The 25,863-nt window shown below is 74.2% G+C and carries 20 protein-coding genes and 1 pseudogene; 14 read left to right on the top strand and 7 right to left on the bottom strand.

What is annotated here, in order from left to right; all coding sequences use genetic code 11:
• The first annotated feature begins 39 nt into the window (after positions 1–39).
• The 6 genes and pseudogenes from ACZ3IG_RS26110 to ctaF all read left to right on the top strand — a co-directional run bounded on the left by ACZ3IG_RS26110 (position 40) and on the right by ctaF (position 9,251).
• Positions 40–2,208, top strand: coding sequence for an MGH1-like glycoside hydrolase domain-containing protein (locus ACZ3IG_RS26110; RefSeq protein WP_467435063.1), 2,169 nt, complete (start codon positions 40–42; stop codon positions 2,206–2,208).
• Entirely contained in the window at positions 2,205–3,818 is a 1,614-nt protein-coding gene (locus ACZ3IG_RS26105) for an FAD-dependent oxidoreductase (protein WP_467435061.1), read from the top strand. The genes ACZ3IG_RS26110 and ACZ3IG_RS26105 overlap by 4 nt, the downstream gene beginning before the upstream one ends.
• On the top strand, positions 3,818–4,783 hold the full coding sequence (locus tag ACZ3IG_RS26100; RefSeq protein ID WP_467435060.1) for a dihydrodipicolinate synthase family protein: 966 nt from the start codon (positions 3,818–3,820) through the stop codon (positions 4,781–4,783). Before ACZ3IG_RS26105 ends, ACZ3IG_RS26100 begins: the two co-directional genes overlap by 1 nt.
• 50 nt (positions 4,784–4,833) lie before the next feature.
• A complete protein-coding gene (locus tag ACZ3IG_RS26095) occupies positions 4,834–6,957 on the top strand; it encodes a golvesin C-terminal-like domain-containing protein (RefSeq protein ID WP_467435059.1) in 2,124 nt (707 codons plus the stop codon).
• A gap of 182 nt (positions 6,958–7,139) precedes the next feature.
• Positions 7,140–8,835 (top strand): annotated as a pseudogene (gene ctaD, locus ACZ3IG_RS26090) (aa3-type cytochrome oxidase subunit I).
• Positions 8,832–9,251, top strand: coding sequence for an aa3-type cytochrome oxidase subunit IV (ctaF, locus tag ACZ3IG_RS26085; protein ID WP_467435058.1), 420 nt, complete (start codon positions 8,832–8,834; stop codon positions 9,249–9,251). Before ctaD ends, ctaF begins: the two are co-directional and overlap by 4 nt.
• Here the strand turns inward: ctaF and qcrB are convergent.
• The 4 genes from qcrB to ACZ3IG_RS26065 form a co-directional block, all read right to left on the bottom strand.
• On the bottom strand, positions 9,218–10,807 hold the full coding sequence (gene qcrB / locus ACZ3IG_RS26080; RefSeq protein WP_467435179.1) for a cytochrome bc1 complex cytochrome b subunit: 1,590 nt from the start codon (positions 10,805–10,807) through the stop codon (positions 9,218–9,220). The two genes, ctaF and qcrB, sit on opposite strands and share 34 nt — an antisense overlap.
• Positions 10,808–10,853: 46 nt before the next feature.
• Positions 10,854–11,204 carry a DUF8129 domain-containing protein gene (locus tag ACZ3IG_RS26075; protein WP_467435057.1) on the bottom strand — a complete coding sequence of 117 codons (351 nt, stop codon included), beginning with the start codon at positions 11,202–11,204 and terminating at the stop codon, positions 10,854–10,856.
• Between the two features lie 95 nt (positions 11,205–11,299).
• Positions 11,300–11,659, bottom strand: coding sequence for a DUF6479 family protein (locus tag ACZ3IG_RS26070; RefSeq protein WP_467435055.1), 360 nt, complete (start codon positions 11,657–11,659; stop codon positions 11,300–11,302).
• A 36-nt stretch (positions 11,660–11,695) separates the two neighbouring features.
• Positions 11,696–12,100, bottom strand: a complete 405-nt coding sequence (locus tag ACZ3IG_RS26065) for a ChaB family protein (protein ID WP_467435054.1) — start codon at positions 12,098–12,100, stop codon at positions 11,696–11,698.
• A gap of 135 nt (positions 12,101–12,235) precedes the next feature.
• Between ACZ3IG_RS26065 and ACZ3IG_RS26060 the strand changes: the two genes are divergently transcribed.
• From ACZ3IG_RS26060 to ACZ3IG_RS26030, 7 genes are all read left to right on the top strand, one after another.
• Positions 12,236–12,655 carry a four-helix bundle copper-binding protein gene (locus ACZ3IG_RS26060; protein ID WP_467435052.1) on the top strand — a complete coding sequence of 140 codons (420 nt, stop codon included), beginning with the start codon at positions 12,236–12,238 and terminating at the stop codon, positions 12,653–12,655.
• Between the two features lie 154 nt (positions 12,656–12,809).
• Positions 12,810–15,029: a serine/threonine-protein kinase gene (locus tag ACZ3IG_RS26055; protein ID WP_467435051.1), complete on the top strand. Its 2,220-nt coding sequence runs from the start codon at positions 12,810–12,812 to the stop codon at positions 15,027–15,029.
• A gap of 183 nt (positions 15,030–15,212) precedes the next feature.
• Positions 15,213–16,781: a phytoene desaturase family protein gene (locus ACZ3IG_RS26050; RefSeq protein WP_467435050.1), complete on the top strand. Its 1,569-nt coding sequence runs from the start codon at positions 15,213–15,215 to the stop codon at positions 16,779–16,781.
• A gap of 121 nt (positions 16,782–16,902) precedes the next feature.
• Positions 16,903–17,094 (top strand): DUF2795 domain-containing protein, encoded by a 192-nt coding sequence (locus ACZ3IG_RS26045; protein ID WP_467435049.1) that lies wholly within the window; start codon positions 16,903–16,905, stop codon positions 17,092–17,094.
• A gap of 156 nt (positions 17,095–17,250) precedes the next feature.
• A complete protein-coding gene (locus ACZ3IG_RS26040) occupies positions 17,251–17,493 on the top strand; it encodes a DUF397 domain-containing protein (RefSeq protein WP_467435048.1) in 243 nt (80 codons plus the stop codon).
• Between the two features lie 157 nt (positions 17,494–17,650).
• Complete coding sequence (locus tag ACZ3IG_RS26035) at positions 17,651–18,562, top strand: universal stress protein (RefSeq protein WP_467435047.1); 912 nt, start codon at positions 17,651–17,653, stop codon at positions 18,560–18,562.
• 90 nt (positions 18,563–18,652) lie between these two features.
• Positions 18,653–19,150, top strand: a complete 498-nt coding sequence (locus ACZ3IG_RS26030) for a hypothetical protein (RefSeq protein ID WP_215167132.1) — start codon at positions 18,653–18,655, stop codon at positions 19,148–19,150.
• 3 nt (positions 19,151–19,153) lie between these two features.
• Here the strand turns inward: ACZ3IG_RS26030 and ACZ3IG_RS26025 are convergent, their stop codons facing one another.
• Both ACZ3IG_RS26025 and ACZ3IG_RS26020 read right to left on the bottom strand, forming a co-directional pair.
• A complete protein-coding gene (locus ACZ3IG_RS26025) occupies positions 19,154–21,010 on the bottom strand; it encodes an N-acetylmuramoyl-L-alanine amidase (protein WP_467435177.1) in 1,857 nt (618 codons plus the stop codon).
• 458 nt (positions 21,011–21,468) lie between these two features.
• Entirely contained in the window at positions 21,469–22,602 is a 1,134-nt protein-coding gene (locus ACZ3IG_RS26020; protein ID WP_467435046.1) for an aminoglycoside phosphotransferase family protein, read from the bottom strand.
• A gap of 338 nt (positions 22,603–22,940) precedes the next feature.
• On the opposite strand from ACZ3IG_RS26020, the gene ACZ3IG_RS26015 reads away from it, so the two are divergent.
• Positions 22,941–24,443 carry a DNA-binding protein NsdB gene (locus ACZ3IG_RS26015; protein WP_467435045.1) on the top strand — a complete coding sequence of 501 codons (1,503 nt, stop codon included), beginning with the start codon at positions 22,941–22,943 and terminating at the stop codon, positions 24,441–24,443.
• 15 nt (positions 24,444–24,458) lie between these two features.
• Here the strand turns inward: ACZ3IG_RS26015 and ACZ3IG_RS26010 are convergent, their stop codons facing one another.
• Entirely contained in the window at positions 24,459–25,784 is a 1,326-nt protein-coding gene (locus tag ACZ3IG_RS26010; protein ID WP_467435043.1) for a PAS domain-containing protein, read from the bottom strand.
• Between the last annotated feature and the right edge of the window lie 79 nt (positions 25,785–25,863).

Here is a 25,863-nt window from a genome sequence, read left to right as displayed (position 1 = left end):
GAAGGGACGAGGGGCGGGGTGGACGAGGAGACGGGGGCCGTGACGAGCCGAGGACGGGCCGCCGGGGTTCCCGCGCCGGCCGGCTGGAACACCTGGGACGTCCGTACGCACACCGGGATGAGCCGGCTGCCGTCCGGACCGCGGGTGCGGTTCGGCGTACTGGGTCCCGCGGGTCCGGTGCTGGACGGGTTCACCTGGCGCGACGGACTGGACCGGCTCGGCCCGCACACCGTGGACGGCTCCTACGCCGAGGTGAGCGTGCGCGCGGCCGGACACCGGCTGCGGCTGGTCTTCGCGGGGGGCCCCGGTGACGAGCTGCACGTCCGTGCCGAGAGCACAGGGTGCGTCGTGCTGTCCGTCGACGGCCTGGAAGGCGCCGACGAGCCGGCGGACGGTCCCGGCACGGCGGGCGCCGCCCCGGCCGGCGCCTTCCCGGCAGGCACCGTACGCGCGGGCGGCATCCGCTGGGAGGTCACCGCCTCCTCGCCCGCCCGGCGCGTCGAGGGCCCGGCGGGGGCGCCGGTGCTGGCGTTCGGCCCGGCCGGCGGTGGTCCCACCGTCCTGGAGACGCGGATCGCGCCGACGGGTGCTCCGGGCTCGGTGGCCCGCACCGGCGCCGTGCTCGCGGCCCACCGCGCGGCGGCCGAGCGGACCCGGCTGCGCTCCGGCGGCTGGCTCGGCGACGCCGCCGACGCCCTGACCCGGGCCGTCACCTGGAACACCGTCCACGCCCCCGACCTCGGCCGCGTCATCACGCCGACCTCGCGGGACTTCGTCTGCGCCGAGCGCAAGGGTTTCTACGGCACCTGGGCCCTGCACGCCTGGGACACCTTCTTCACCGGTCTGGCCGCCTCGGCCGTCGACCGGGACTACGCGCGCGGCATCTTCGAGCAGATCCTGCCGTACGCGGACGGGTCCGGCATGGTCCCGAACCGGGTCTCGGACGACAGGGGCCGCACCGACGACCGTTCGCAGCCGCCGGTCGGCGCGCTGACGGTGTACCAGGCGTACCTGGCGGGCGGCCTGTCGTCCGAGACCCGCGACCCGGCGCTGCTCGCCGCCGTCTTCCCGGCACTGCTGGCCTGGCACGACTGGTGGCCCCGGGCTCGCCGCGGGCCGCACGGCCTGCTCGCCTGGGGGTCCGACCCGGTCGCGGGCGACCCGGCGTCGGCGACCCTGGACCGGGCCAAGCGGGAGTCGGGCCTGGACGATTCGCCGATGTACGACGACGCCCGGTACGACCCGGTGACCCGCACCATGGACCTCGCCGATGTCGGCCTGAACGCGCTGCACATCGCCGACGCCGAGGCCCTGGCCAGGATCGCCGGCGTCCTGGGCGAACACGCGACGGCCGACCGGCTGCACGCCGAGGCCGCCGCCGCCCGGACGGTCGCCGACCGGCTGCTGTGGGACGACGAGCGCGGCGGCTACCGCAACCTCACGGCGGCGGGCACCCACGATCCGCACGTCTCGCCGACGATGCTGTACGCGCTGCTCGGCGGGTTGCCGGACGCCGGCCGCGCGGCGGCCATGGCCACCGCTCTGCTGCGACCCGAAGCGCTGGGCGGCACACGGCCACTGCCCAGTGTGGCCCGCGACGATCCCGGCTTCGCGGCGACGTACTGGCGCGGCCGGATCTGGGCGCCGATGGCGTATCTCGCCGTCCGGGGACTGCGCCGCTACGAGCTGACCGAGCTGAGCCGCCCGGTGGTGGCGGCCCTGCTGCGGCTCTTCCTCGACGAGTGGCGGAAGTACCGCCACGTCAGGGAGAACTATCCGGCCGTCGAAGGCGAGAACCTGACGGGCCTGCACAAGCGTTCGGACGGACTGATGGCCTGGGGCGGGCTGCTGGCCTACCTCGCCTTCGGCGAACTGGCCGACGCGCGCTGCGACGGCTGGCGGTTCGCCCACCCCGGCGAGCCGGCCGAACTGCGCAGCCTGCCGCTCGGCGAGGGCCGCCTCGACGTCCGGGCGGCCGGCCGGCTCACCGTCCACCTCGACGGACGGGTCCTGCTGGACATGGAGCCGGGCGTCGTCGTACGCGGCTACCTGCGGACCGGCGACCGCGTCACCGGGACCGCCGAGGGCACCGGCCGGCTGCTCGTCACCCCGCCGGGCGGCGGTCCGCCCGTGCCGGTGGACGTCCGGGGCGGCACCCGGCCCTTCGATCTGGGCGCCGCCACCACGCGGAAGGGCAGCGGCACATGAGCGCGCCGACGTCACCGGACCCGGACATCCTCGTCGTGGGAGGGGGCCTCGGCGGGGTCGCCGCGGCGCTGGCCGCCCTCGACCGGGGACGGTCCGTCCTGCTCACCGAGGAGACCGACTGGATCGGCGGCCAGCTCACCAGCCAGGGGGTGCCGCCCGACGAGCACGCCTGGATCGAGCAGTTCGGCGCCACCCGCGCCTACCGCGCGCTGCGCGAGGCGATCCGCGCCTACTACCGCGCCTGGTACCCGCTCACCGACGAGGCCAGGCGGAGCCGGTACCTCAACCCGGGCGAGGGACGGGTGAGCGCGCTGTGCCATGAACCGAGGGTGGGCGCCGCGGTCCTGGAGGCGATGGTCGCGCCGTACGTGGCCGCCGGCCGGCTGCGGATCCTGTACCGGCACCGGCCGGTCGCCGCCGCCACCGACGGTGACCGGGTACGGTCCGTGCTCGTCGAGGGCCCCGACGGCACCCGCGTCGAGGTGTCGGCGGCGTACGTCCTGGACGCGACGGAACTCGGCGACCTGCTGCCCCTGACCGGCACCGAGCACGTGACCGGCTTCGAGTCGCGGCGGGACACCGGGGAGCCGAGCGCCCCCGAGGAGGCCCAGCCCGCCAACATGCAGGCGTTCTCCTGGGTGTTCGCCGTCGAGCACCGGGCCGGCGAGGACCACACCGTCGACCGGCCGGCCCGTTACGACGGCTGGGCCGCCTACCACCCCCCGCAGTGGCCGGGCCGGCTGCTGAGCCTGAGCGCGCCCGATCCGCGGACGCTGCGGACCGTACCGCGCACCTTCACCCCGAACGCCGATTCGGGGCCCGTCGTCGCCGACCAGAGCAGGGACCCGGGGGACAAGGAACTATGGGAGTTCCGCCGGGTGGTCTCCCGGAAGCTGTACCGGCCGGGATTCGCCCTGAGCGATGTGACCGTCGTCAACTGGCCCATGATCGACTATCTGCCCGGACCGCTGATCGGGGTGGACGACGAGGAGCGGGAGCGGCATCGGGCAGGAGCCCGCGAGCTGAGCATGAGCATGCTCTACTGGCTGCAGACCGAGGCTCCACGTCCCGACGGCGGCACCGGCTGGCCCGGCCTGCGGCTGCGCGGCGATGTGCTGGGCACGGCCGACGGGCTGGCCAAGGCGCCGTACATCCGTGAGTCACGCCGCATCGTCGCCCGGCGCCGGATCGTCGAGCAGGACGTGTCCCTCACCGCGCGGGGCGGGCACGGCGCGGTGCGCTGCCCGGACTCCGTCGGCATCGGGATGTACCGGATCGACCTGCACCCGTCCACCGGCGGCGACACCTACATCGACGTGCCCAGCAGCCCCTTCCAGATACCGCTGGGCGCCCTGCTCCCCGTACGGGTGCGCAACCTGCTGCCGGTGTGCAAGAACATCGGCACCACCCACATCACCAACGGCTGCTACCGGATGCACCCCGTCGAGTGGAACATCGGCGAGGCGGCCGGATCGCTGGTGGCGCACTGCCTCGACAACCGGCTGGACATCGCGCAGGTGTACGAGGACGGCGAGCGGCTGAGCACCTTCCAGGACGAACTCACGCGCGCCGGGGTGGAACTGGCCTGGCCCGAGGTCAGGGGGTACTGATGAGCGGTCAGGACGCGAGAACCAGCGGGCGCGGACCGGCCGGGGGCGGCGGAACCGACGGCCGCGCGCTGCTGTCCGGAGTGATCGTCCCGCTGGTCACACCGATGCGCCGGCCGGGACGGCCGTCGGTCCCGGCCGCCCACGCCCTGCTCGACGCGCTGGCGGCGGCGGGCGCCCGCGGCCTCATGCTCTTCGGCAGCAACGGCGAGGGAGCGCTGCTGCCCACGGCGCTGCTGGGCGAGTTCGCCGCCGGAGTGGCCCGGCGCTGGCGCGAACTGACCGGCTCGGGACCGGTGCTGGTCAATGTCACGGCGCCCGGCACCGCCGAAGCACTGGAGCGGGCGGAGGCCGTCCGGTGCGCCGGGCCGGACGCGCTGGTGCTCGGCCCGCCGGCCTACTACCACCACCGTCCCGAGGAGATCGTCGCGCACTACACCGCCCTGGCCGGCCTCGGTACCCCCGTCGTCGCCTACCACGCGCCCCGGTACGGCAACCCGCTCACCCCCGCCCTGCTCGACGAACTGACGCAGCTCGCACACCTGGTGGGCATCAAGGACAGCTCGGGCGATCCCGAACTGTTCGGCCACGCCCTGGCGGCGGCCCGCCGGCGCGCGGACTTCGGGGTCAGCCAGGGAGCGGAGCGCCAGGCGCTGGACGCGCTGCGGCTCGGGGCCGACGGTGTGGTGCCGGGGGTGGCCAATCTGGCGCCCCGGGCGGCCGTCGAACTGTTCCGGGCCCACCGCGAGGGACGGGACGGCGACGCGCGGCACGCGCAACACGTGATCGACGAGGTGCTGGCCCTGCACACCGTGCGCCCCGGGGTGCCCGCGGTGAAGGCCGTCCTGGCCGCCCGAGGACTGTGCCCGCCGCACGCCGCGGCGCCCTTCACACCGTGCTCCGACGAGGAGCGGCAGGCACTGCTCGGCCTGCTCGCGCCCCTCGACGCACATCTCGTACGCGCCTGATCCCCTGCCCGTCCCCCTCCTCCGCACCGCCCGAAAGGGGTGGCCCCGCGATGACCGACAGCAGACCCCGTCGCACCGCCGTGAACCGGAGATTCTTCGCCCTGGGCGTCCTCGGCGCCTCGGTGACCGCCACGCTCGGCCCGGCGGCCTTCGGACCCCCGGCACACGCCGCCGGCCGGCGGTCCGCCTCCGACCGGCACGGCCCCTTCTTCCACGAGCAGACCCTCTGGGACTCCGCGGAGGGCCCGCTCGTGAACTACCACGTCCACGCGCTCGCCGCGCTGCCCGACGACACCCTGCTGGCCGTGACCGAGGGCCGCCACGAGGTGTGCGACGCCGGGCCGCGCGACCTGCTGCTGCGCCGCAGCACCGACGGCGGCCGGACCTGGGAGGCCAGCCGGACGCTGGTCACCTCCGTCGACGGCCGGTCCTGGGGCAATCCGGCGCTGGTCGTCGACCGGGAGACCCGGGAGGTCTTCCTCTTCTACATGCTCTCGCAGCGACTGCCGCAGAACACCACCTGCTCGGGCGACTCGGGCGACCTCTACGTGATCTCCAGCCGGGACAGCGGCCGGACCTGGAGCGACGTACGGAACCTGGCGGGTCTGTTCGACGGGTTCCCCTACGACTGGGCGCTGCACGGTCCCGGTCCGGGCCACGGACTGCAACTGCGCTCCGGCCGGCTGCTGCTCAACTGCGCGCACCGCAGGGTGATCGTCGGCAACACCGTGGCCGAGCGGTACTACGGCGTCGCACCGATCTACAGCGACGACCACGGCGCCACCTGGCGGGCGACCGGCGAAGTACCCGTCCAGGTGAAGTACCCCATCAACGAGGCGCGCATGGTGCAGCGCTCCGACGGCACCGTGCTCGTCAACGGGCGGGCCGCCGCGGGCGGGGAAGGGCAGCGCATCGTCTCCGTCAGCCCGGACGACGGCATGACCTGGTCCCGGCCGGCGTTCGACGGGGGCACCGGTTCCTTCAACGCGGTCGACGCCGGGCTGCTGCGCTACACCGGCGGCCCCGGCAGCGACGAGCCCGGACGGGTGCTCTTCAGCCGCCCCGACTCCCCCGTCCGGTACAACATGACGGTGTCGGTCAGCTACGACGAAGGCGTCTCGTACCGGTACCACCGGGTCATCAACGCCAACCGCTCCTTCTACTCGGATCTCGCCCGGCTCTCCGACGGGACCATCGTGCTGCTCTACGGCTGCGACGGCGACCTGGCGAGTGCCCCGCGCCGGGTCGCCGTCTGCCGCTTCTCGCTCGACTGGCTCACCCGTGGCCGCGACAGCCTGCGCCGGGGCCCGCGCCTGCGGGAGACCGTGATCGCCCTCGCCGCGGCGGACCGCGAGGTGACCGGGGGAGAGGTGCGGACCGTCGCGGACCCCCTCGCGCGCCGTGGTGAGCGGCTGTTCCTCACCCCCGGACGGGTGGGCGACGCGGTGGTGTTCACCTTCCGGGTCCCGCGCACCGCGGAGTACGAACTGCTCCTGCGCCACCACCGCACCGCCGACGGCGCACTGGCCGCCGTCACGCTGGACCGCGCCGCACTGCCCGCCTTCGTGCTCGACACCACGGCGCAGTCGGCGGACGGCTTCGACCTGGCCCGTCTCGGCAGCACCCGGCTGCGTGCCGGGCAGCACACCCTGCGGTGCGAGGTGACGGGGGCCGGCCGGGGCGGCGGGATGCGGCTCGGCCTCGACTCGCTCGCCCTGACCGAGGCGCCGGGCTCCGCCGACGTACGCCGGGAGGTGGTGGTGGACAACGACCGGCTGGGTTTCGAGGTCGTCAGCGGCAGCTGGCCGACGACGACGGCGGACCCGGGCTTCTGGTCCGGCAACTACCGCACCGCGCCCGCCGGTTCGGGAGAGCGGAGGGTGCGCTGGCGGCCGGTCGTGCCGCAGGACGGGGTGTACGAGATACAAACGTCCTACCCCCCGGCCGCCGGCCGCGCGAGCAACGCCCCGTACACCGTCCGCCGGGGCGACGGCAGCGACACCGTACGGATCGACCAGCGGGTCGCGGGCGCCGGCGAGCCGCGAGGCGGTTCGTGGGTCTCGCTCGGCGAGTTCCGGCTGCGGGCCGGTCTCGACACCTCGGTGGAGCTGACCGACGACGCGGACGGCACCGTGGCCGCCGACGCGATCCGCCTGCTGGGCCCACGGACCTGAGACCGCCGGCCCGGGCCCACGGCCCCGGGCCCGGGCACCCGCGACGATCCTCGCCCCGCCCCCCGACGGCGGCCCGGGGCGGTGGTCCGGGCGGCCCTGAGCGTGTGACCGGCACGGCCACGGCCGTCCGCCGACGGCGTGGCCGTGCGACTGCCCCCCGATCACTGGGTACCCTCCGCCGCATGGCGGTGGACAGCACGACCGTGGAGCCGCGCGGAGCACGCCGGCCCACCCGGACGAACCGGACCCTGGGCCGGGCCCTGGTGCGGTGGACGACGACCACCGACCACAAGGTCATCGGCAACCTCTACCTGACGACCGCCTTCGGCTTCTTCCTCTTCGGCGGCCTGCTCGCCATGCTGATGCGCGCCGAACTCGCCCGCCCGGGGCTGCAACTGGTCACCAGCCACCAGTACAACCAGCTCTTCACCGTGCACGGCACGATCATGATGCTGCTCTTCGCGACCCCGCTGTTCGCCGGGTTCGCCAACGCCGTGATGCCGCTCCAGATCGGCGCCCCGGACGTCGCCTTCCCCCGGCTCAACGCCCTGTCGTACTGGCTGTACCTGTTCGGCGGAGCTGACGGTGGTCGCCGGGTTCCTGACCCCCGGGGGAGCGGCGGCCTTCGGCTGGTTCGCCTACGCCCCGCTGAACGGCCCCGTCTTCAGCCCCGGCACCGGCGGCGACCTGTGGACGATGGGCCTGGTCCTGTCCGGGGTGTCGACCACCCTCGGCGCGGTCAACTTCATCACCACGATCCTGTGCCTGCGCGCCCCCGGCATGACCATGTTCCGGATGCCGATCTTCACCTGGAACGTACTGTTCACGTCCATCCTGGTGCTCCCCGCCTTCCCGGTGCTCCCCGCCTTCCCGGTGCTCACGGCCGCGCTGCTGGCCCTGGAGGCGGACCGGAAGTTCGGCGCGCACATCTTCGACGCCCCCAGCGGCGGCGCCCTGCTCTGGCAGCACCTGTTCTGGTTCTTCGGCCACCCCGAGGTGTACATCGTCGCGCTGCCGTTCTTCGGCATCGTCTCCGAGATCATCCCGGTGTTCAGCCGCAAACCGGTCTTCGGCTACGTCAGCCTGATCGGCGCCACCATCGCCATCACCATGCTCTCCGCCGTGGTCTGGGCCCACCACATGTTCGCCACCGGCGCCGTGCTGCTGCCGTTCTTCTCCCTGATGTCGTTCCTGATCGCCGTGCCCACCGGGGTCAAGTTCTTCAACTGGATCGGCACGATGGTCAGAGGGTCGCTCTCCTTCGAGACGCCGATGCTGTGGTCCTGCGGCTTCCTGGTGACCTTCCTGCTCGGCGGCATGAGCGGCGTCCTCATCGCCTCCCCGCCGCTCGACTTCCACCTCACCGACTCGTACTTCATCGTCGCCCACCTGCACTACGTGCTGTTCGGCACCGTCGTCTTCGCCATGTTCGCGGGCTTCTACTTCTGGTGGCCCAAGCTCACCGGCCGGATGCTCGACGAACGGCTGGGAAAGGTGCACTTCTGGACGCTGTTCGCGGGCTTCCAGACCACCTTCCTCGTCCAGCACTGGCTCGGTGAACAGGGCATGCCCCGCCGCTACGCCGACTACCTGGCCGCCGACGGCTTCACCCTGCTCAACACCGTCAGCTCCATCGGGGCGTTCCTGCTCGGCCTGTCCACCCTGCCGTTCCTCTACAACGTGTGGCACACCCGCCACCACGGCCGCGCCGCGCGGGAGAACGACCCCTGGGGCTACGGGCGGTCCCTGGAGTGGGCGACCTCCAGCCCGCCCCCGCGCCACAACTTCCACGCGCTGCCCCGCATCCGCTCCGAGTCCCCGGCGTTCGACCTGCACCACCCCGACATCAGCCGACACGACCAGAGGCACGCGCGGTGAAGACCGAGTCCCGACTGTTCACCGGGGTGGCGCTGTTCTTCGCGGTCACCGCCGCCGGCTACGGCTGGTTCTCCGCCGAACCCGCCGGTACCGCCGTCCTGACCGTCGCCTTCCTGATGGCGGCGCTCGTCGCGTTCTTCTGCCGGGTCCAGTACCGCAGGCACGGCTTCCGGGCGCAGGACCACCGGGACGCCGAGGTCCTCGACACCGCCGGACCGCTGGACTTCTTCCCGCCGCGCAGCCCCTGGCCCCTCGTCACCGCGCTGGGCGCCCTCCTCCTCGCCCTCGGCGTCGTCCACGGCCTGTGGCTGGCGCTGCTGGGCTTCGGCGTGCTCGCCCCCGGGGTGCTCGGCACCGTCTTCCAGTACGCGCGGCGCGAGGGTCAGCGCTCCAGGGCGTCGTCGTCGGACGACTGAGGCGCGCCGGCCCGGTCGTCGCAGTACCAGGAACTCAACGAGGCCCGCAACCGCCCCGCCCGGCCCCCGGCCTCCTCGGGCGCCGGCGGCTCGGGCAGGTCCCGGCCGTACAGCACGTACCTGTGCGCCTCGTCGAGCGGTTCGTGCCGCTCGGCGTAGCCGCCCGCGAGGGTCTGGCGCACCTCGCCCGTCTCCGCACCCTCGGCCAGCCGCTCCCGGTCCGCCTCCCGGAGCGCCAGGCAGACCCGCTTGGCCGCCATGAACGCGACCGGCGGCAGCACCACGAGGGCCACCCGGAACACCCAGGTCAGCAGGTTGAGCGAGACGTCGCAGGCGTGGGCGAGGACATCGTTGCCGCCGGCCGCCGTCAGCACCGCGTAGAACGCGATCGCCGCGACTCCGAGGCCCGTCCGCACCGGCTTGTCCCGGGGCCGGTCGGCGAGGTGGTGCTCCTCCTGATCACGCGTCACCCACCGCTCGAAGAACGGGTAGGAGTACAGCACCGCGAACAGCAGCCCGGGCAGGACGAGCGCGGGCAGCAGGACGTTCCACATCACCGTGTGCCCGGCCACCGCCGTCTCCCACGGCGGCACCAGCCGCAGCGCGCCCTCCAGGAAGCCGACGTACCAGTCGGGCTGCGACCCGGTGGAGACCAGGTCGGCGCGGTAGGGGCCGTACGCCCACACCGGGTTGATCTGCGCCACCCCCGCCAGCAGCGTCAGCACCCCGAAGACCAGGAAGAACAGGCCCGTGGAACTGGCCGCGAAGCGCGGGACCAGGGGCTTGCCCACCACGTTGCGTTCGGTGCGGCCCCGGCCCGCCCACTGGGTGTGCTTCAGGTGGAAGACCAGGACCAGATGGGCGCAGACCAGCGCCAGCAGCAGTCCGGGCAGCAGCAGGATGTGCAGCGAGTACAGGCGCGGGACGACGTCCTGACCGGGGAACTCGCCGCCGAACACGAACATGCTGACGTACGTCCCCGCCACCGGCACCGCCAGCGTGATGCCCTGCGCGATCCGCAGGCCGGTGCCGGACAGCAGGTCGTCGGGGAGCGAGTACCCCGCGAACCCCTCGGCGAGGGCCAGCAGGAACAGCGTCACGCCGATCACCCAGTTGGCCTTGCGCGGACGGCGGAACGCGCCGGTGAAGAAGACCCGCAGCAGATGGACCCCGATCGCCGCCGGGAACACCAGCGCCGCCCAGTGGTGCAGCTGCCGGATCAGCAGCCCGCCGCGCACCTCGAAGCTGATGTCCAGCGTCGAGCGGTACGCCTGCGACATCCGCACCCCGAGCAGCGGCCGGTAGGAACCGCCGTACGCGCTCTCGGTCATGGAGGGGTCGAAGAACAGGGTCAGCCAGACGCCGGTGAGCAGCAGGACCACGAACGAGTACAGGGCCAGCTCGCCCAGCAGGAACGACCAGTGGTCCGGGAACGCCTTGCGCAGCAGCCGCCCGCCCTCCAGGACGGGCAGCCGCGCGTCGGCCCGGTCGGCGAGACGCTCGCCCACGCGACGGGCCCGCGCACCCGCGCGGGCCCTTCTCCTGTTCAGCGGCAGCACGGACCATGGGTTTCCCGGGGGTCCGGGCCGGAAACCGCGCGGCTCAGCTCCGGTCGCCCTTCGGCTTGCCCCGCTGGTCCGGGGTGCCGTGCGGCGGTGCGCCGAACGGCTGCGGCGAGGTCGCGGGGGAGACGGGGGAGCCGCCGTGGCCCCGGCTCTGCTCGGGGCGCAGGGCACCGGGGTCGCCGGACGTCGGCACCGCACCCGCCCGCAACTGCTCCAGACGGGACGCCAGCAGCTCCGTCACCGGCAGCCGGTCGCCGTGCGACCGCTCGTAGGCGAGCAGTTCCTCCACCTCGTCCGTGCCCAGCGACCGCACCCGGCTCTCCAGGCTGCCGAGCGGCAGATGGTCGTAGTCGGGCAACGGCAGGGCGTTGTGGGCGGGGTCCGCCATGATTCTCACTTCCTCGTTCAGCCACTTCCTCGTTCGGTCATCTCGTCATCCGGTGACCTCGTCACAGTGACCGGGCCGGCCGGCGGCCTTGTCGGTCAGTGACCGCCGCCCGGCCCGCCACTGCCGAACGAACCGCTGCTGCCCTCGTCCCAGCGGCGTCGCGGCTGCCCCGGGGCGGAGCGGCTGCTCTGGCGATGGAGGTCGTGCGGCAGCAGCCGCTCGTCGCCGCGCGGCACCTCGTCGGGCGCCCTGCTCTCCCGTGTCTCGCGGACCGGTCCGCCCGCGGGCATGTGCGGCTGCTCGTCCGGAGTCGGCGGCGGCGACTCCCGGCGCTTGACGCGGATGCCGACAGCGAAGGCGCCGATCAGCAGCGCCACGACCACGAAAGCCGCCACGACCAGTCCGACGCCCATGGCGCCGTTGCTCGCGGCCATCTCCATCCATGCGCTAGTCATGGGCGCCGAGTACCCCCGGTGCCCGCCACGAACCCCTCAGCTCGATCGCGCGGATCGCGTCTGCGAACGGTTCGCCTTGCGGATCGCGCCGAGCAGCTCCTCCTTCGACATCCGTGACCGCCCCTCGACGCCGAGCCGCTTGGCGACGTCGTACAGGTGCTGCTTGGTCGCCTTCTCGTCGACGCCCTCGCCGCTGCGTCCGCCCTGCCCCCGGGGCCGGGCCGACTGCGGGTCCGAGGGGCCCTTGCGGCCGCCCTCCTTGCGTTCCCAGTGGTCGCCGACCTTCTCGTGCGTGTGCTTCAGCGCGCCGTAGGCCACCCTGTGGGCGCGCTCGCCCTCGCCGTACTCCCGCACGGCCGAGTCGTGCGCCTTGATCCACGTGCGCTGGGCCTCCCGGGGAGACCGCTCCAGGGTCGACGGCAGTTCCTGTCGTCCCGGCATGTCGTCCACCTCCGTTCATCGTCGCTTCCGGAGGGTGCACGAGTGCCCGGGGCGGGTGGCGGAAAACAGGCCGGAGGCCTTGGGGACACCGGGCTCGGCGGGTTTGGCGCGAGCCGCGGCGGCAACCCGCCCGGTGTGACTTCCACGACTTCGACCACTTCGACCAGCTCCGCCAGTTCACCCAGTTCGCCCAGTTCGCAGCAGGAGCTGTTCCAGTTCCTCGAGGACCGCTTCGCATGTGCACAGGCGTGCACCGAGTGCGCCCGCGTGTGCGCGCTGCGGGCGAGCCTCGTGGACCCGGACGGCACGGAGAACCAGGAACTCGTGCGGCGCCAGGGCATCATGTGCGCCGAGGTCTGCGACGCGACCTGCCGGGTGCTCTCCGAGCAGACCCAGGTGGACGAGGAGGCGATACGCGTCCAGCTGGAGTGGTGCCGGCAGGTGTGCCTGGAGAGCGCACAGGGCTTCGACCGGCAGCCGGGCGCGGAGGACAGCGCCGCGTCGTGCCGGGACTGCGCCAAGGCGTGCGGGGCGTTCCTCGACACCCTGCGCTGACCCGCGCCCGGGCGCGCCGGTGAGCACCGCCCCCGTGCGCGCCGATAAGGCATCGGACCGCGGGCGGCCCCGGCACCGTACAAACCAGGCCCATAGACCGCCATACTGGACGGGCCAGGGGAGGGCGGAGCGACAGCGACGGGGGCGCGCTTCTATGGGGTCCACGGGGTGCACGGGGGACGGCACGCTGATCCAAGGCCGGTACCGGCTGCTCGACCTGATCGGACGCGGCGGGATGGGGGAGGTGTGGCGGGCCCGCGACGAGTCGCTGGGCCGCCGGGTGGCCGTCAAGTGCCTGAAACCGCTCGCCGCGCAGGACGACCACTCCTTCACCCGGGTACTGCGGGAGCGGTTCCGTCGCGAGGCCCGGGTGGCCGCCGCGCTCCAGCACCGCGGGGTGACCGTGGTGCACGACTTCGGTGACTTCGACGGGGTGCTGTTCCTGGTCATGGAACTGCTGGAGGGCCGCAACCTCAGTCAGCTCCTGGAGGACAACAAGCACCATCCGCTGGCGGTCTCCGACGTCGTCGACATCGCCGAACAGGTCGCCGCCGCCCTCGCCTACACCCATGAGCAGGGCATCGTGCACCGGGACCTGAAGCCCGCCAACATGGTGCGGCTGGCCGACGGCACGGTGAAGATCTGCGACTTCGGCATCGCCCGGCTCGGCCACGACGTGGGGTTCACCGCCCGGCTCACCGGCACGGGCGTCGCCATGGGGACCCCGCACTACATGTCCCCGGAGCAGATCGGCGGCACGGAGGTCGACCGGCGCAGCGACCTGTACTCGCTGGGCTGCGTGCTGTACGAACTGGCCACCGGAGTACCGCCGTTCGACCTGGACGATCCCTGGGCGGTGCTCGCCGGCCACCGCGACACCCCGCCGCTGCCGCCCCGCGGCCACCGGCCCGACCTGCCCGGTTACCTGGAGCGGATCATCCTGGACCTGCTGGCCAAACGGCCCGAGCAGCGCCCCGGCGACGCCCGGGAGCTGGGCCGCCGGATCGCGGCCGGCCGCACCGCACCGGCGTATGTGCCGACCGCCGTCGCGGTCCGGCCGCGGGCGCCCCAGCCGGCCGGGCGCGCGGCGGGCCCGCCGTCCTGGACGTACGCCCGGGGCACGGCCGACGGCTCGGCCGGCTCCGAAGCGGTGGCGGGCGGCGGCTCCGGGGCGTCCGGTACGGGCGGGGAGGCGGGCGGCGCGTCCGACGGGCGGCTCGCGCGGCCCGCCGACGAGACCGCCGCCACCCTGGCCGCCCGGCACCACGTCGGCCTGCGGCTGGGCCGGCTGGGCCGCTGGACCGAGGCCGGCGAGGTGCACCGGACGGTCGCCGCCGCCCGCGAGCGCCTTCTCGGCCCCGACCACTGCGACACCCTGGCCAGCCACTACGAGGCCGCCTTCGCCCTCAGCCGCACCGGACGCCCCGCCGACGCCCTCCGCGTCTACAAGCGGGTGGCCGAGGCCAGGATCCGGGTCCTCGGCCCCGACCACCCCGACACCCTCGCCGTCCGCCAGGAGATGGCGTACGTCCTGGGGCGGCTGGGCCGGCACGCCGACGCCCACCAGGTGTACGCCGCCGTCCTCGCAGCCCGGGAGCACACCATGGGCGCCGACCACCCCGACACCCTGCGCTGCCGCCACAACCTCGCTTTCAGCCTCGGCCGGCTCGGCCGTTGGACGGACGCCCACCGGATGGCGGCCGACGTCGCCGGCGCCCGCGCCCGGGTGCTGGGCGCCGACCACCCCGACACCCTCGTCACCCGCTACGAGGTGGCGTACGCCCTGGGCCAGCTGGACCGCTGGAAGGAGGCGCTCGCCACCTACCGGGGCGTGGCCGCCGCCCGCGCCCGGGTGCTGGGCGCCGACCACCCCGACACCCTCGCCGCGCGCTACGAGACCGGCATCAGCCTGGGGCGGCTCGGCCGCGGCGGCGAGGCGCTCACCCTGTACCGCGAACTGGCCGACGACCGCGCCCGCGTCCTGGGCGCGGACCACCCCGAGACCCTGCGCGCCCGGCACGGCATCGGCGTCAACCTCGGCCGGCTCGGGCTCTGGGAGGAGGCGCTCGCCGAGTCCCGCGCGGTGGCTGCGACCCGCGAACGCGTCCTCGGCCCCGACCACCCCGACACCCTCGTCAGCCGCCGCGAGGTCGCCGTCGGCCTGGGCTGGCTGGGCCGCTGGGAGTCCGCGCTGACCGAGTACCGCCGGGTGACCGCCGCCCGCGAACGCGTCCTGGGCGCCGACCACCCCGACACGGCCGCCGCCCGCGAGGACGAGGCGCACTGTCTGGAGCAGCTGGGCCGGACCGCCGAGGCGAGAGAGCTGTATGGCGGGGCGGCCCTCCGGCGGCGGGAGCCGCCGGAGGGCCGCTGACGGAGCCGTCGGCGGGCGGTGCCGGGGGAGACGGCCCAGCCCCTGCACCACCGGACCGCGCCGGGCCAGGCGCAGCGCGGGCCGAGCCCCGAGCGCGGCCGTCGTAGACCGCCCTGCGTCCCTCGGCCTTCTGGCGGGGCCGACCGACGCGTGCTACCAAGAGCCATGCCCGCCATGACTGCCATGACCACGCAGCGCGGCACGCGCGGACACGACGTCGTCATCGTCGGCGGAGGCCACAACGGCCTGGTCGCCGCCGCCTACCTGGCCCGCGCAGGGCGCTCGGTCCTGGTGCTGGAGCGGCTGGACCGCACCGGGGGCGCGGCCGTGTCCACGCGGCCGTTCGCCGGAGTCGACGCCCGGCTGTCCCGCTACTCCTACCTGGTCAGCCTGCTGCCCGCGAAGATCGTCCGGGACCTCGGCCTCGACTTCCGCCTCCGGCCCCGTACCGTCTCCTCGTACACACCCGTGGAGCGGGACGGGCGGCCCACCGGTCTGCTGGTCGGCCGGGACGAGCGGCGCACCCGCGCCTCCTTCGCCCGGCTCACCGGCGGCGAGCGCGAGTACGCGGCCTGGCGGCGGTTCTACGGCATGACCGGCCACGTCGCCCGCAAGGTCTTCCCGACCCTCACCGAGCCCCTGCCCACCCGGGCGGAACTGCGCCGCCGGGTCGACGACGAGACGGCCTGGCGGGCCCTGTTCGAGGAGCCGGTCGGCGTCGCGATCGAGGACCACTTCGCCGACGACCTGGTGCGCGGCGTGGTCCTCACCGACGCTCTGATCGGCACCTTCGCCGACGCCCACGACCCGTCCCTGCGACAGAACCGCTGCTTCCTGTACCACGTGATCGGCGGCGGCACCGGCGCCTGGGACGTGCCGGTCGGCGGCATGGGCGCGCTCACCGACGCGCTGGCCGCGGCGGCGCGCGACGCGGGCGCCGTGCTCGCCACCGGACACGAGGCGGTACGCGTCGACACCGACGGCCGGTCGGCCGAGGTCACCTGGCGCACCGCCGACGGCGAGGGCGTCGCCGCCGCCCGCCACGTGCTGGTCGGCGCCTCCCCGCAGGCGCTGGCGGAGCTGACCGGCGCTCCTCCTCCGCCGCCCGCCGAGGGCGCGCAGCTCAAGGTGAACATGCTGCTGACGCGGCTCCCCGCCCTGCGCGACCCGGCGGTCGACCCCCGGGAGGCGTTCGCGGGGACCTTCCACGTCGCCGAGGGCTACCGGCAACTGGCCGCCGCCCACGCCCAGGCGGCGGCAGGCAGGCCGCCCGCCGCCCCGCCCTCGGAGATCTACTGCCACTCGCTCACCGACCCCACGATCCTCGGCCCCGGCCTCGCCGGGCGGGGCCACCACACGCTCACCCTGTTCGGCCTGCACACCCCCGCCCGGCTCTTCGCCCGGGACCACGACACCGTGCGTCACGACCTGCTCCGGGCGACACTGGCCCAGCTCGACGCCCACCTGGCCGAGCCCCTCGCCGACTGCCTGGCCACTGACGCGGACGGCCGCCCCTGCGTCGAGGTGAAGACCCCGCTGGACCTGGAACGCGACCTCGCACTGCCCGGCGGCAACATCTTCCACCGCGAGCTGACCTGGCCGTACGCCCAGGAAGGCACCGGCCGCTGGGGCGTGGAGACCCCGTACCCGAACGTTCTGCTGTGCGGCGCCGGCGCGGTCCGTGGCGGCGGGGTGAGCGGGGTACCCGGGCACAACGCGGCCATGGCCGTCCTGGAGAGCCCGGCCCACTGACCCGGCGTACTGAGGGGCGCATGTGCCGTGTCAGAACGGGTACCGCGACATAGCGGACGATCCGCACGCAATACCTGCAATGCACGCGCTGTGCGTGACTCTGTACGACAAGGAGGCCGTCATGGCTGACCTCAGCCCCATCGACCTGCAGAAGGCCCTCAGAGGCGCGGACTACCCGGCGGACAAGAAGTCGCTCGTCGACTGCGCCCGCAAGAACAAGGCCGACGACAAGGTCGTCAGCCGCCTCGGCGGACTGAAGAAGGACAGTTTCGACGGGCCCAACGAGGTGCAGAAGGCCGTCTTCGACCAATAGGCGCCGGGCGGCCGGCCGGCCCGGCGCACCGGGCCGGTGATCCGCGCCCGCGACGGACCGGCTCTCTCCCGAAAGGTCCCGCCCGTACGGCCTGTCGGCGGTTGCACTCGATCGCTAGGCTGACCCGCGGACGACGCAATCGGGAGGAGCACGGACGTGGCCGAGACCACCACCCACCAGCGCCCGCTCATCGGCTGGGACAAGCCGGAGCTGGACCTCAGCAACGCGCACTGGCAGTCCAGCAGCGGTGGCCGGGGCGATGTCCAGATCGCCTTCGTCGAAGGTTTCATCGCCATGCGCAACAGTGCCCGCCCGGAAAGCCCCTCCCTGATCTTCACCCCCGACGAATGGGGGGCTTTCGTGTCGGGAGCGCGGGAAGGGGAGTTCGACCTCACCTGAGACGCCCGGCGGCGCGGGCGGGCGGGCCGACCGGCCGCGCCGAAGGTGGTGTTCCCCCCGTTTTTCCGGACACGCGACCTTGAGCACTCCTTCCGGACCGCGCCCGAGCGCGGCCGGCCCGGAGGGAGGAGGCCGTACTCCCCGGAGGTGAGGACCCATGAGCACTCTGCCCGTCGTCGCCGCGACCGACGGCTCGGACGACAGCCTGCGCGCCCTGGACTGGGCCCGGGACGCCGCCCGCAGACGCGACGCCCCCCTGCGGGTGGTGCACGTGCGGCAGTACGCCGCCTGGGCGCAGCCGGAGGTCCTGGCCGTCGTCCCGCCCCCCGACCCGGACGACGACCCCGTCCTCGACGCGGCCCGCGCCCGCCTGCGGGAACAGCAGGACGGCGGACCGGCCGTCGAGTACATCGGCGCGGACGGCGTGCCCGCCGCCGCTCTGCCGGAACTCGGCGCCGAGGCCCAGCTCCTGGTACTCGGCTCCCGGGGCCGCGGCGGCTTCACCAGTCTCCTGCTCGGCTCCAGTTCGCTGGCCGCCGCCCGCGACGCGGAGTGCCCCGTCGTCGTGGTGCCCCGCCCCGGCCGCGAGGTCCACGGCACCGCACCGGCCGAGCCCGGCCCCCGGGTGGTCGTCGGACTGCACGTCGACAGCCCCGACGAGACCACGCTCGCCTTCGCCTTCGCCGAGGCCGCGCTGCGCGACGCCCGCCTCCAGGTGGTCGCCGCCTACCCGTGGCCGGTGCAGACCTGGATGACGGCCCCCGGCCAGGCGGTGGCCCCGGTCATCGACGAGGTCGCCGTGGCGAGCGAGACCCGGGTCCTCGCCGACGGCCTGCTCGCCCCCCACCGCGGACGGCACCCCGGCGTCCGGGCCGAGACCCACGCCGTGCCCGGTGACGCCGCCGGCAACCTCGTCGCCGCCTCCGCAGGCGCCGACCTGGTCGTCGTCGGCCGCCACCGGCGGCGCCTGCTGGCCCCGGCCCGGATGATGGGCTCGGTCGCCCACGCCGTGCTGCTGCACGCCGCCGCCCCGGTCGCGGTGGTGCCGCCCGCACCGCCGGAGGAGTGACCCGCGCCCTCGGCTCCCGCCCCCCGATCCCCGCCCCTGACCGGCCGAGGGCACCGAGCCGGTCGGGCGCGACCACGTACCATGGGCGGCATGTCGTTCCTCCGCCGCCGCAGCGCCACGCCCGCCGGGCCCGACTTCGACGTACTGGCCATGGACCCGGGTGACTGGCCCGGCAATCTGGGCGCCGGCCTGCTGCCCGCCCCGGACGGCACGTGCCAGGGCGTCTTCCTGCGCTACGACCTGTTCGGCGGCCGCGGCCCCGCGATGATCATCGGCAATCTGCCGGAGGGCTCCCCGGCCCGCGAGGTTCCCGAGGGAGAGATCCCGTTCGAGGTCGCCCAGTTGCTGCTGGCCCTGGAGAACGACGAGGAGGTGACCGTCGTCGGCACCGAGGACACTCCCGTGATGCAGGGCGACAACCTCCTGATCGTGCGTCGCCTGAAGCTCTCCGAGAGCCGGATCTCCTGCGTGCAGTTCGACCGCAGCGACAACGTCCTGGTGACCATCGCCGCCTGGGACCGCCCCATCACCGACGACCTGTACGCCCTGCTGAAACCGCTCCCGGCGGAACTGTTCCAGCAGGGCTGAGGCTCAGCGCACGACCTCCACGTCGGCGGCGCGCACATACGCCACCCGGTGGCCGTACTGGATCTCGTAGTACCGGTCCTCGCCGGTCACCACCCGGTGCGAGTCCTCGGAGAAGGTGACCGCGTAGTAGTACTCGCCGGGGACCTCGTCGCCGACCACGTACTTCTGGCCCGCGGGCAGCCGGTACGGCAGCGGGGACACCGCCTGGACGGGCACCCCCTCCGGATAGGCCGACGCCTCCGGATAGGCACGCCCGTACACCGGGACGCTCTCCGCTCCCCGCCTGGCCGTCACCGTCGTGCCCTTCGCGGGCACGGCGGTGGGCCGGGACGGCGGATTCCTGAACCACGCCTTCTGGCCCAGGTACCAGACGGCCGTCCAGTCCCCCCACCGGCCGGCCACCGCGTACTGCTGGCCGGCGGACACCCGCGACGAGAGGTCGTTCACGCCCGTGGTCGGCGCCGTGCCCAGGCCGATGTCCTTGATCAGCGGCGCGTCCTCGGAGTGGTCGGAGTACAGCCGCACCGCGCTGGAACCGTGCCCCGCGCACGGCTCGCCCGCGCTCCCGCAGCCCGTGAACACCGGCCGGTGGGCCGCGTAGTCGGGGCGGATCGTCACCACCGCGGCGTTCTTCCCCGCGGTCGCCCGGAAGGGCCGGCCCAGCAGCCGGAAGTAGTGCGCCCAGTCCCAGTACGGCCCCGGATCGGTGTGCATGCCGGGGATCGTGGACGCGGTCGGGCCGGGCACGTTGTCGTGGCCCAGGACGTGCTGCCGGTCCAGCGGGATGCCGTACTTCTTCGCCAGGTACTTCACCAGCCGCGCCGACGACCGGTACATCGCCTCCGTGTACCAGGCGTCCGGCTGCGCCAGGAACCCCTCGTGCTCCAGCCCGATCGAGCCCGCGTTGACGTACCAGTTGCCCGCGTGCCAGGCCACGTCCTTCGCCTTCACGTGCTGGGCGATGTGGCCGTCGGTGGAGCGCAGCGTGTAGTTCCACGAGACGTAGGTGGGATCCCGCACCATGTTCAGCACGCCGTCCCAGGCGCCCTCGGTGTCGTGCACGACGATGTACCGGACGCGCTGCGAGGCGGGCCTGTCGCCCAGGTCGTGGTTGCCGTAGTCGCCGTCCCCGAACTCCTCGTACGGCGCCGGTATCCACTCGCAGGAGACGGTGCGCGGACACTCGGTGCCGGCCGCCGACGCCGTACGCAGCCCGGTGCGCGCCACCTGCCCGGTCTCCGGCGCCACATCGGGACGGGCGGCCAGTACGACCCGCTGGCCCGCGTCCGTCGTGCGCCGCTCCCCGGCCCGGATCACCGCGTACACGTCATCGGCGTACGCCGACGCGGTCGCGGTGTCGTCGGCGCCGGAGAAACGGGCCACCGCCCCGTACCAGTCGGCCGGGTCGGCGCTCAGGGGCTCGCCCGACTCCCGTTGGGCGGCGGCCAGCAGCGCGGCACCGCCGACCACGTTGGCGGCCGGGTCGGTGCGCAGCGCCTGAGGGCTCAGCCCGGTCAGCCCGGCCGCCCGGGGCAGGGTGGACAGCCGGGCCGGCAACGCCTCGGTCACCGGTGCGGCCGGTTCGGGGCGCGGCGCGGGCCGGGCGTCGTCGCCGCGCGGGTCCTCGGTGCCCTCGTCGTGGTGCGAGGAACTGTTGGCCAGGGCGGTGCGGGCGTCGGTGAGGTGCATCGGGCCGTACCCTCCCGTCACGCTCGGCACGCCGCCGTGCGCGTCCCAGCGGGACTGGAGGTAGGAGACACCCAGCAGCACGCTCTGCGGCACCCGGTACTCGGCCGCCGCGGCGGCGAACGCCCGCTGGAGGCCGTCCGGGGCGGACCCGGAGGCGGACACGACGGACACGACGGAGGGGACGGACGGGACGGAGGCGGACGTGGCGGCGGACGCCGGGCCGGTGGGCGGGGCGGCGCCGAGCAGCGGCGGCAGCAGCACCGCCGCGACGGGCAGGACGCGACGGCGTCGGCGTCTGCCGACGGGGACGGAAACGGGGCCGGGGGCGGATCCTCGCAAGACAGCCTCCTGTGACGTGGGGCGTTGGCGGGGCGTGCGGGCCGGGCGTCCGTCAGTGGTACCCGGCGGTCCGACAATCCGTCAATCACGCCCACGCGCACCGGCCTTCTCACGTCAGCGAAGGGGGCGGCGGGGTTTCCGGGCGGGCGGCCCGCGGGCCTGGGCGGCGTCAGTGGAGCAGACCGCCGGCCGCCCCGGCGGCAGGCACGCGAAAGGTCCGCGGTGTGCCCCTGCCAAGCCACCGCGGACCTCTGGGCCTTCTGGGTCCTCCCGACCTTCTGGACCTTCGCTCAGCGCGTGCCGACCGCCGCCCGCACGGCCCGGCGGGCCAGCTGACAGTCGTCGTGCAGTCGGCGCAGCAGCAGCCGCTGCTCCTCACCCGACGTCGTGGCACCCGGAGCCACCGGCGCCGCCAGGGTCCCGTCGCGCATCGAACGCTGCACCGCCGTCTCGTAGGTACGGATCTCCCGGGTCAGCACCAGCATCAGGTTGACCAGGAACGCGTCCCGCGAGGCCGGGCCACCCGACTGGGCGAGCTGGCTGATCTGCCGCCGGGCCACCGGCGCGTCCCCGAGCACCGACCACAGCGTCGCCAGGTCGTAGCCCGGCAGGTACCAGCCCGCGTGCTCCCAGTCCACCAGGACTGGACCGGCCGGTGACAGGAGGATGTTCGACAGCAGCGCGTCGCCGTGGCAGAACTGGCCCATCGGCTGGCCTCCGGCCGCGTGCGCGATGCCGTGCAGCAGCTTCTGGAGGTCGCCCAGGTCCCGGTCGGTGAGCAGTCCCAGCTCGTGGTACCGGGAGATCCGCTCCGCGTACTTCAGGGGCTGGCCGAAGGTGTCCGCCGGCGGCCGCCAGGCGTTGAGCCGGCAGATCGTGCCGAGCGCCGCCCTGATGTCCGCCCGCGGCGGAGTCTCCACCGGGTGCCGCTGCACGGCGGCCACCCGTCCCGGCATCCGCTCGATCACGAGCGTGCAGTTGTCCGGGTCCGCCGCGATCAGCCTCGGCACCCGCGCCGGCGGGCGGTGCCGGACGAACGTGCGGTAGGCCGCTATTTCGTGCCGGATCCGCTCCGCCCACGCGGGCGAGTGGTCCAGCAGACACTTGGCGACGGCCGTGTTGCGCCCCGTGGTGCCGACCAGCAGGACCGACCGTCCGCTGCGCCGCAGTACCTGGACCGGCGAGAACTCCGGGCAGATCCGGTGTACGGCGGCGATCGCCGTACGGAGTTGGGCACCCTGGGCGCCGGACAGGTCGATTCTTCCGCTGAGGGGTGGCGCGCCGGGCCCGGTGGCGCGCCGTGCCGTGCCCGCGCCGAGGACGGGGCCCGCCGGTCGCGGAGGGGCCAGGTACGGGCCGCTGCCCGCCGGGCGGGCGTGCGGCGACCGGGGCGGGGCGGACACGGAGGACGATGCTGCGTACATGGGCGAGACAGATCCCTTCGTGTTCCTGCTGTACTGCCTGGGCCGGCTGCCGACTGCCGGCTGGACCGCGTGTCCAGCCGTTCAGCCAGGGCCGGCGAATGCGTGCTGTGCCTGTGCCGTGTTCCGGCACGGCACGTGGGCCGCGCCGCCCGACCGGCCGCCGTCGGGCCACCCTGGGGAGTGTCCCGGCGGCGGCCAAGTCGGGGTGACGCGTTCCTACCTGACACCCGACCGGCCCTGGCACACCATCTGGCGAACCCTGGCGAACCCTGGCGAATAGTCGCCCGGCAACCTGCCCGGGGCTACTGTCAACTCAGCCGAGAACCTGGGGGCTTGACGTGAGCGGACGACCCAACACCCGGCTCTCGGACCTGTTCGGCCTGGCCGGCTGGTCCAAGGGCGAACTCGCGAGGCTGGTCAACCGGCAGGCGGCGGCCATGGGCCACCCCCAGCTGGCGACCGACACCTCGCGGGTGCGGCGGTGGATCGACAGGGGAGAGATCCCGCGCGATCCGGTGCCGCGGGTGCTGGCGGTGCTGTTCACCGAGCGTCTCGGCCGTGTCGTGACCATCGAGGATCTCGGTCTGGTCCGGCACGGGCGTGCGGGGAGACGGCAGGGCGGCGGGAGCGAGGAACATCCCGACGGAGTGCCGTGGGCGCCCGAGCGGACCGCCGCGGTCCTCACCGAATTCACGGGAATGGACCTCATGCTCAACCGACGCGGCTTGGTGGGCGCGGGCGCCGCGCTCGCCGCGGGATCCGCACTCAGCGGCGCCATGCACGACTGGCTGCACACCGACCCTGCTCTGGCTGCCGACGCTCCCGACCTCGACCGTCCCCTGCACACCGCCGACCCCGCCGGGTTCGACCGCTACGAGGCCGCTCCCATCGGGTCGCAGGAGATCGAGGAACTGGAGCGTTCGGTCGAAGTGTTCCGCGCCTGGGACGCCGCCCGCGGGGGCGGGCTCCAGCGCAAGGCGGTGGTGGGCCAGCTCAACGAGGTGGGCGGCATGCTCGCCTACCGACACCCTCCCTATCTCCAGCGGCGCCTGTGGGGCGTCGCCGCCAACCTCGCCGTCCTGGCCGGCTGGATGTCGCACGACGTCGGCCTGGAACCCACGGCCCAGAAGTACTTCCTCATCGCCGCCCACGCCGCGCGTGAGGGCGGCGACCGGCCCCGGGCAGGCGAGGCGCTCTCCCGGGCGGCCCGCCAGATGGTGCACCTGGGCCGGCCCGACGACGCGCTGGACCTGATGAAGCTCGCCACGTCCGGTGCCGGAGAGCGGCTGCTGCCGCGCACCCGGGCGATGTTCCACACCATCGAGGCGTGGGCGCAGGCGTCGATGGGCAAGGGCCAGGCCATGCGCCGCACCCTCGGCCAGGCCGAGGACCTGTTCGTCTCCGACCGCGACGACATCGAGCCGCCGGACTGGATGCAGCTCTTCACGGAGGAGGACCTGTACGGCATGACGGCCCTGGCCTACCGCACCCTGGCCGAGTTCGACCCGGGCGCGGCGGCACACGCCCAGTACTACGCCGGGAAGGCACTGGACCTGCGGACCGACGCCCGGGGGCGGTCGAAGATCTTCGACCATCTCTCCATGGCCTCGGCCTGCTTCATCGCCGACGACCCGGAACAGGCGGACCGCTACGCCCGGCTGGCCCTGATGGCGATGGGTTCCAACTCCTCCCACCGCACCTGGGACCGGCTGCGCCAGATGTACCGGCTCACCGCCGAGTACGCCGGCTATCCGGACATCCAGCAACTGCGGGAGGAGATCAGGCTGGCGCTGCCGAAGACGAAGGGAAAGGGGAAGCCCGGCAACAGCGCCTCCGCGTAGCCCACGTCTGATCTCCTACTCTCTCACCCGGGCGGCCAGTACACAGCCGGTGTCCCGGCGGCGTCCGGCCGGGTCCGCTGCGGCGCACTCCCGTGCCACCAGCCGTACGGCGTCCTGTGCCGGGCCTGCCCCGTCCAGCCGGGGAGCCAGGGCGAGGAGCCGGTCCGCCGGTGCCGTCCCGGTGTGCACGAGCAGCAGGTCCCCGGCTTCGAGGGTTTCCTCGCGCCCGGGGCCCAGCACGCGCCCCGTCCCGCCGCGGAAGAGCAGCGGGGCGGGGCGTCCGGTGTGCGCCCACACCAGCGTGCGGTCGGCGGCCCGGTAGGCACAGCACACGGCGCCGTCCAGGGCGGGCCGGGGGGCGGCGCCGGGCAGGCGGTCGAGACGGTCGAGCAGCGCCGCGGGGGTCAGGCCGGCCAGCGCCATGCCGCGCAGGGTGCCGGCCAGCAGTGCCGGGTCCGCGGTCCCGTCCGGGCCGGGCCGGGTGAGGGAGCCGGCGCTCAGGAAGGTCACGCCCTCGGCGATCTCGCAGGCGTCGTACCAGAGGGCGCCGGCCGGTCCTGCGGTCTCCGGTGGCAGCGCGACGGCCAGCTCCAGACCGGCCGTACGGGACAGCCGGCCGGGCGGGCGGGGCGGCGTGCTCTCCGGTGCCCCGCCGGTGGCCCGGGGCGGCACCCGGTGCTCGGCGGCGGGGAGGGAGTCGCGGGTCTCACGCACCGTCCGCTGGCTGCGGCGCAGTTCGCTGACGTCGCGCAGCACCGCCCACATCGAGGCGGTGCTGCCGTGGGGGTCGAGCACGGGCTCGCCCATCATGTGCACCGTCCGCACCGTGCCGTCGGGCCGGACGACACGGAACTCGCCGTTGATCGGGCGCGCGTCGACGAGGCAGCCGGTGACCATCGCGGTCAGCTCGGGCCGGTCCTCCTCCAGGACCACGGAGGGCAGCTCGTCCAGGGTGAGCGGGGGAGCGGCGGGGTCGCGGCCCAGGATCCGGTACAGCTCCGGGGACCAGTGGGCCCCGTCCGTCAGCAGGTTCCACTCCGCGCTGCCGACCCGGCTGAGCAGCGAGCCGGCCCGGGCGGCGGGTTCGCCGGGCGGCGTCCGGGGCAGCGGGCCGTCGCGCAGCTGGGCCAGGTGCTGGTCGAGGTCGTCGAGTTGGTGCAGGGCCAGGTCGTAGAGGGCGAGCTGCCAGCGGCCCCGGGGATCCGCCCCGTTCCCGCGTGCGCCGCGCCGTACGGCGTCCACCTCGCCCTTGAGCCGTCGCGCCTGCGCTATCAGCGCCTCCACCGAGCCGTGTTGCGACGGCTGTGCGGAGGGAGGGTCCGCGGAGAGATGGGACGGCATGACGCACTCCGGTGTGCAGACGGTACGGCCAGGCGGGGACGGAAGGGGCGCAGGGACGTAATGACTGTTGCACAGCCCG

This window comes from Streptomyces sp. NPDC016677 (assembly GCF_055562815.1).
Note: the sequence above shows the minus strand (reverse complement) of the source record. Positions and strands in the feature narration are given on the sequence as shown.

Excerpts from the sequence above, each read along its gene's own strand:
- ACZ3IG_RS26105 (WP_467435061.1), top strand. The coding sequence starts at position 2,205 with ATGAGCGCGCCGACGTCACCGGACCCGGACATCCTCGTCGTGGGAGGG.
- ACZ3IG_RS26100 (WP_467435060.1), top strand. The coding sequence starts at position 3,818 with ATGAGCGGTCAGGACGCGAGAACCAGCGGGCGCGGACCGGCCGGGGGC.
- ACZ3IG_RS26095 (WP_467435059.1), top strand. The coding sequence starts at position 4,834 with ATGACCGACAGCAGACCCCGTCGCACCGCCGTGAACCGGAGATTCTTC.
- ACZ3IG_RS26075 (WP_467435057.1), bottom strand. The coding sequence starts at position 11,204 with ATGGCGGACCCCGCCCACAACGCCCTGCCGTTGCCCGACTACGACCAT.
- ACZ3IG_RS26070 (WP_467435055.1), bottom strand. The coding sequence starts at position 11,659 with ATGACTAGCGCATGGATGGAGATGGCCGCGAGCAACGGCGCCATGGGC.
- ACZ3IG_RS26065 (WP_467435054.1), bottom strand. The coding sequence starts at position 12,100 with ATGCCGGGACGACAGGAACTGCCGTCGACCCTGGAGCGGTCTCCCCGG.
- ACZ3IG_RS26055 (WP_467435051.1), top strand. The coding sequence starts at position 12,810 with ATGGGGTCCACGGGGTGCACGGGGGACGGCACGCTGATCCAAGGCCGG.
- ACZ3IG_RS26050 (WP_467435050.1), top strand. The coding sequence starts at position 15,213 with ATGACCACGCAGCGCGGCACGCGCGGACACGACGTCGTCATCGTCGGC.
- ACZ3IG_RS26045 (WP_467435049.1), top strand. The coding sequence starts at position 16,903 with ATGGCTGACCTCAGCCCCATCGACCTGCAGAAGGCCCTCAGAGGCGCG.
- ACZ3IG_RS26035 (WP_467435047.1), top strand. The coding sequence starts at position 17,651 with ATGAGCACTCTGCCCGTCGTCGCCGCGACCGACGGCTCGGACGACAGC.
- ACZ3IG_RS26030 (WP_215167132.1), top strand. The coding sequence starts at position 18,653 with ATGTCGTTCCTCCGCCGCCGCAGCGCCACGCCCGCCGGGCCCGACTTC.
- ACZ3IG_RS26020 (WP_467435046.1), bottom strand. The coding sequence starts at position 22,602 with ATGTACGCAGCATCGTCCTCCGTGTCCGCCCCGCCCCGGTCGCCGCAC.
- ACZ3IG_RS26010 (WP_467435043.1), bottom strand. The coding sequence starts at position 25,784 with ATGCCGTCCCATCTCTCCGCGGACCCTCCCTCCGCACAGCCGTCGCAA.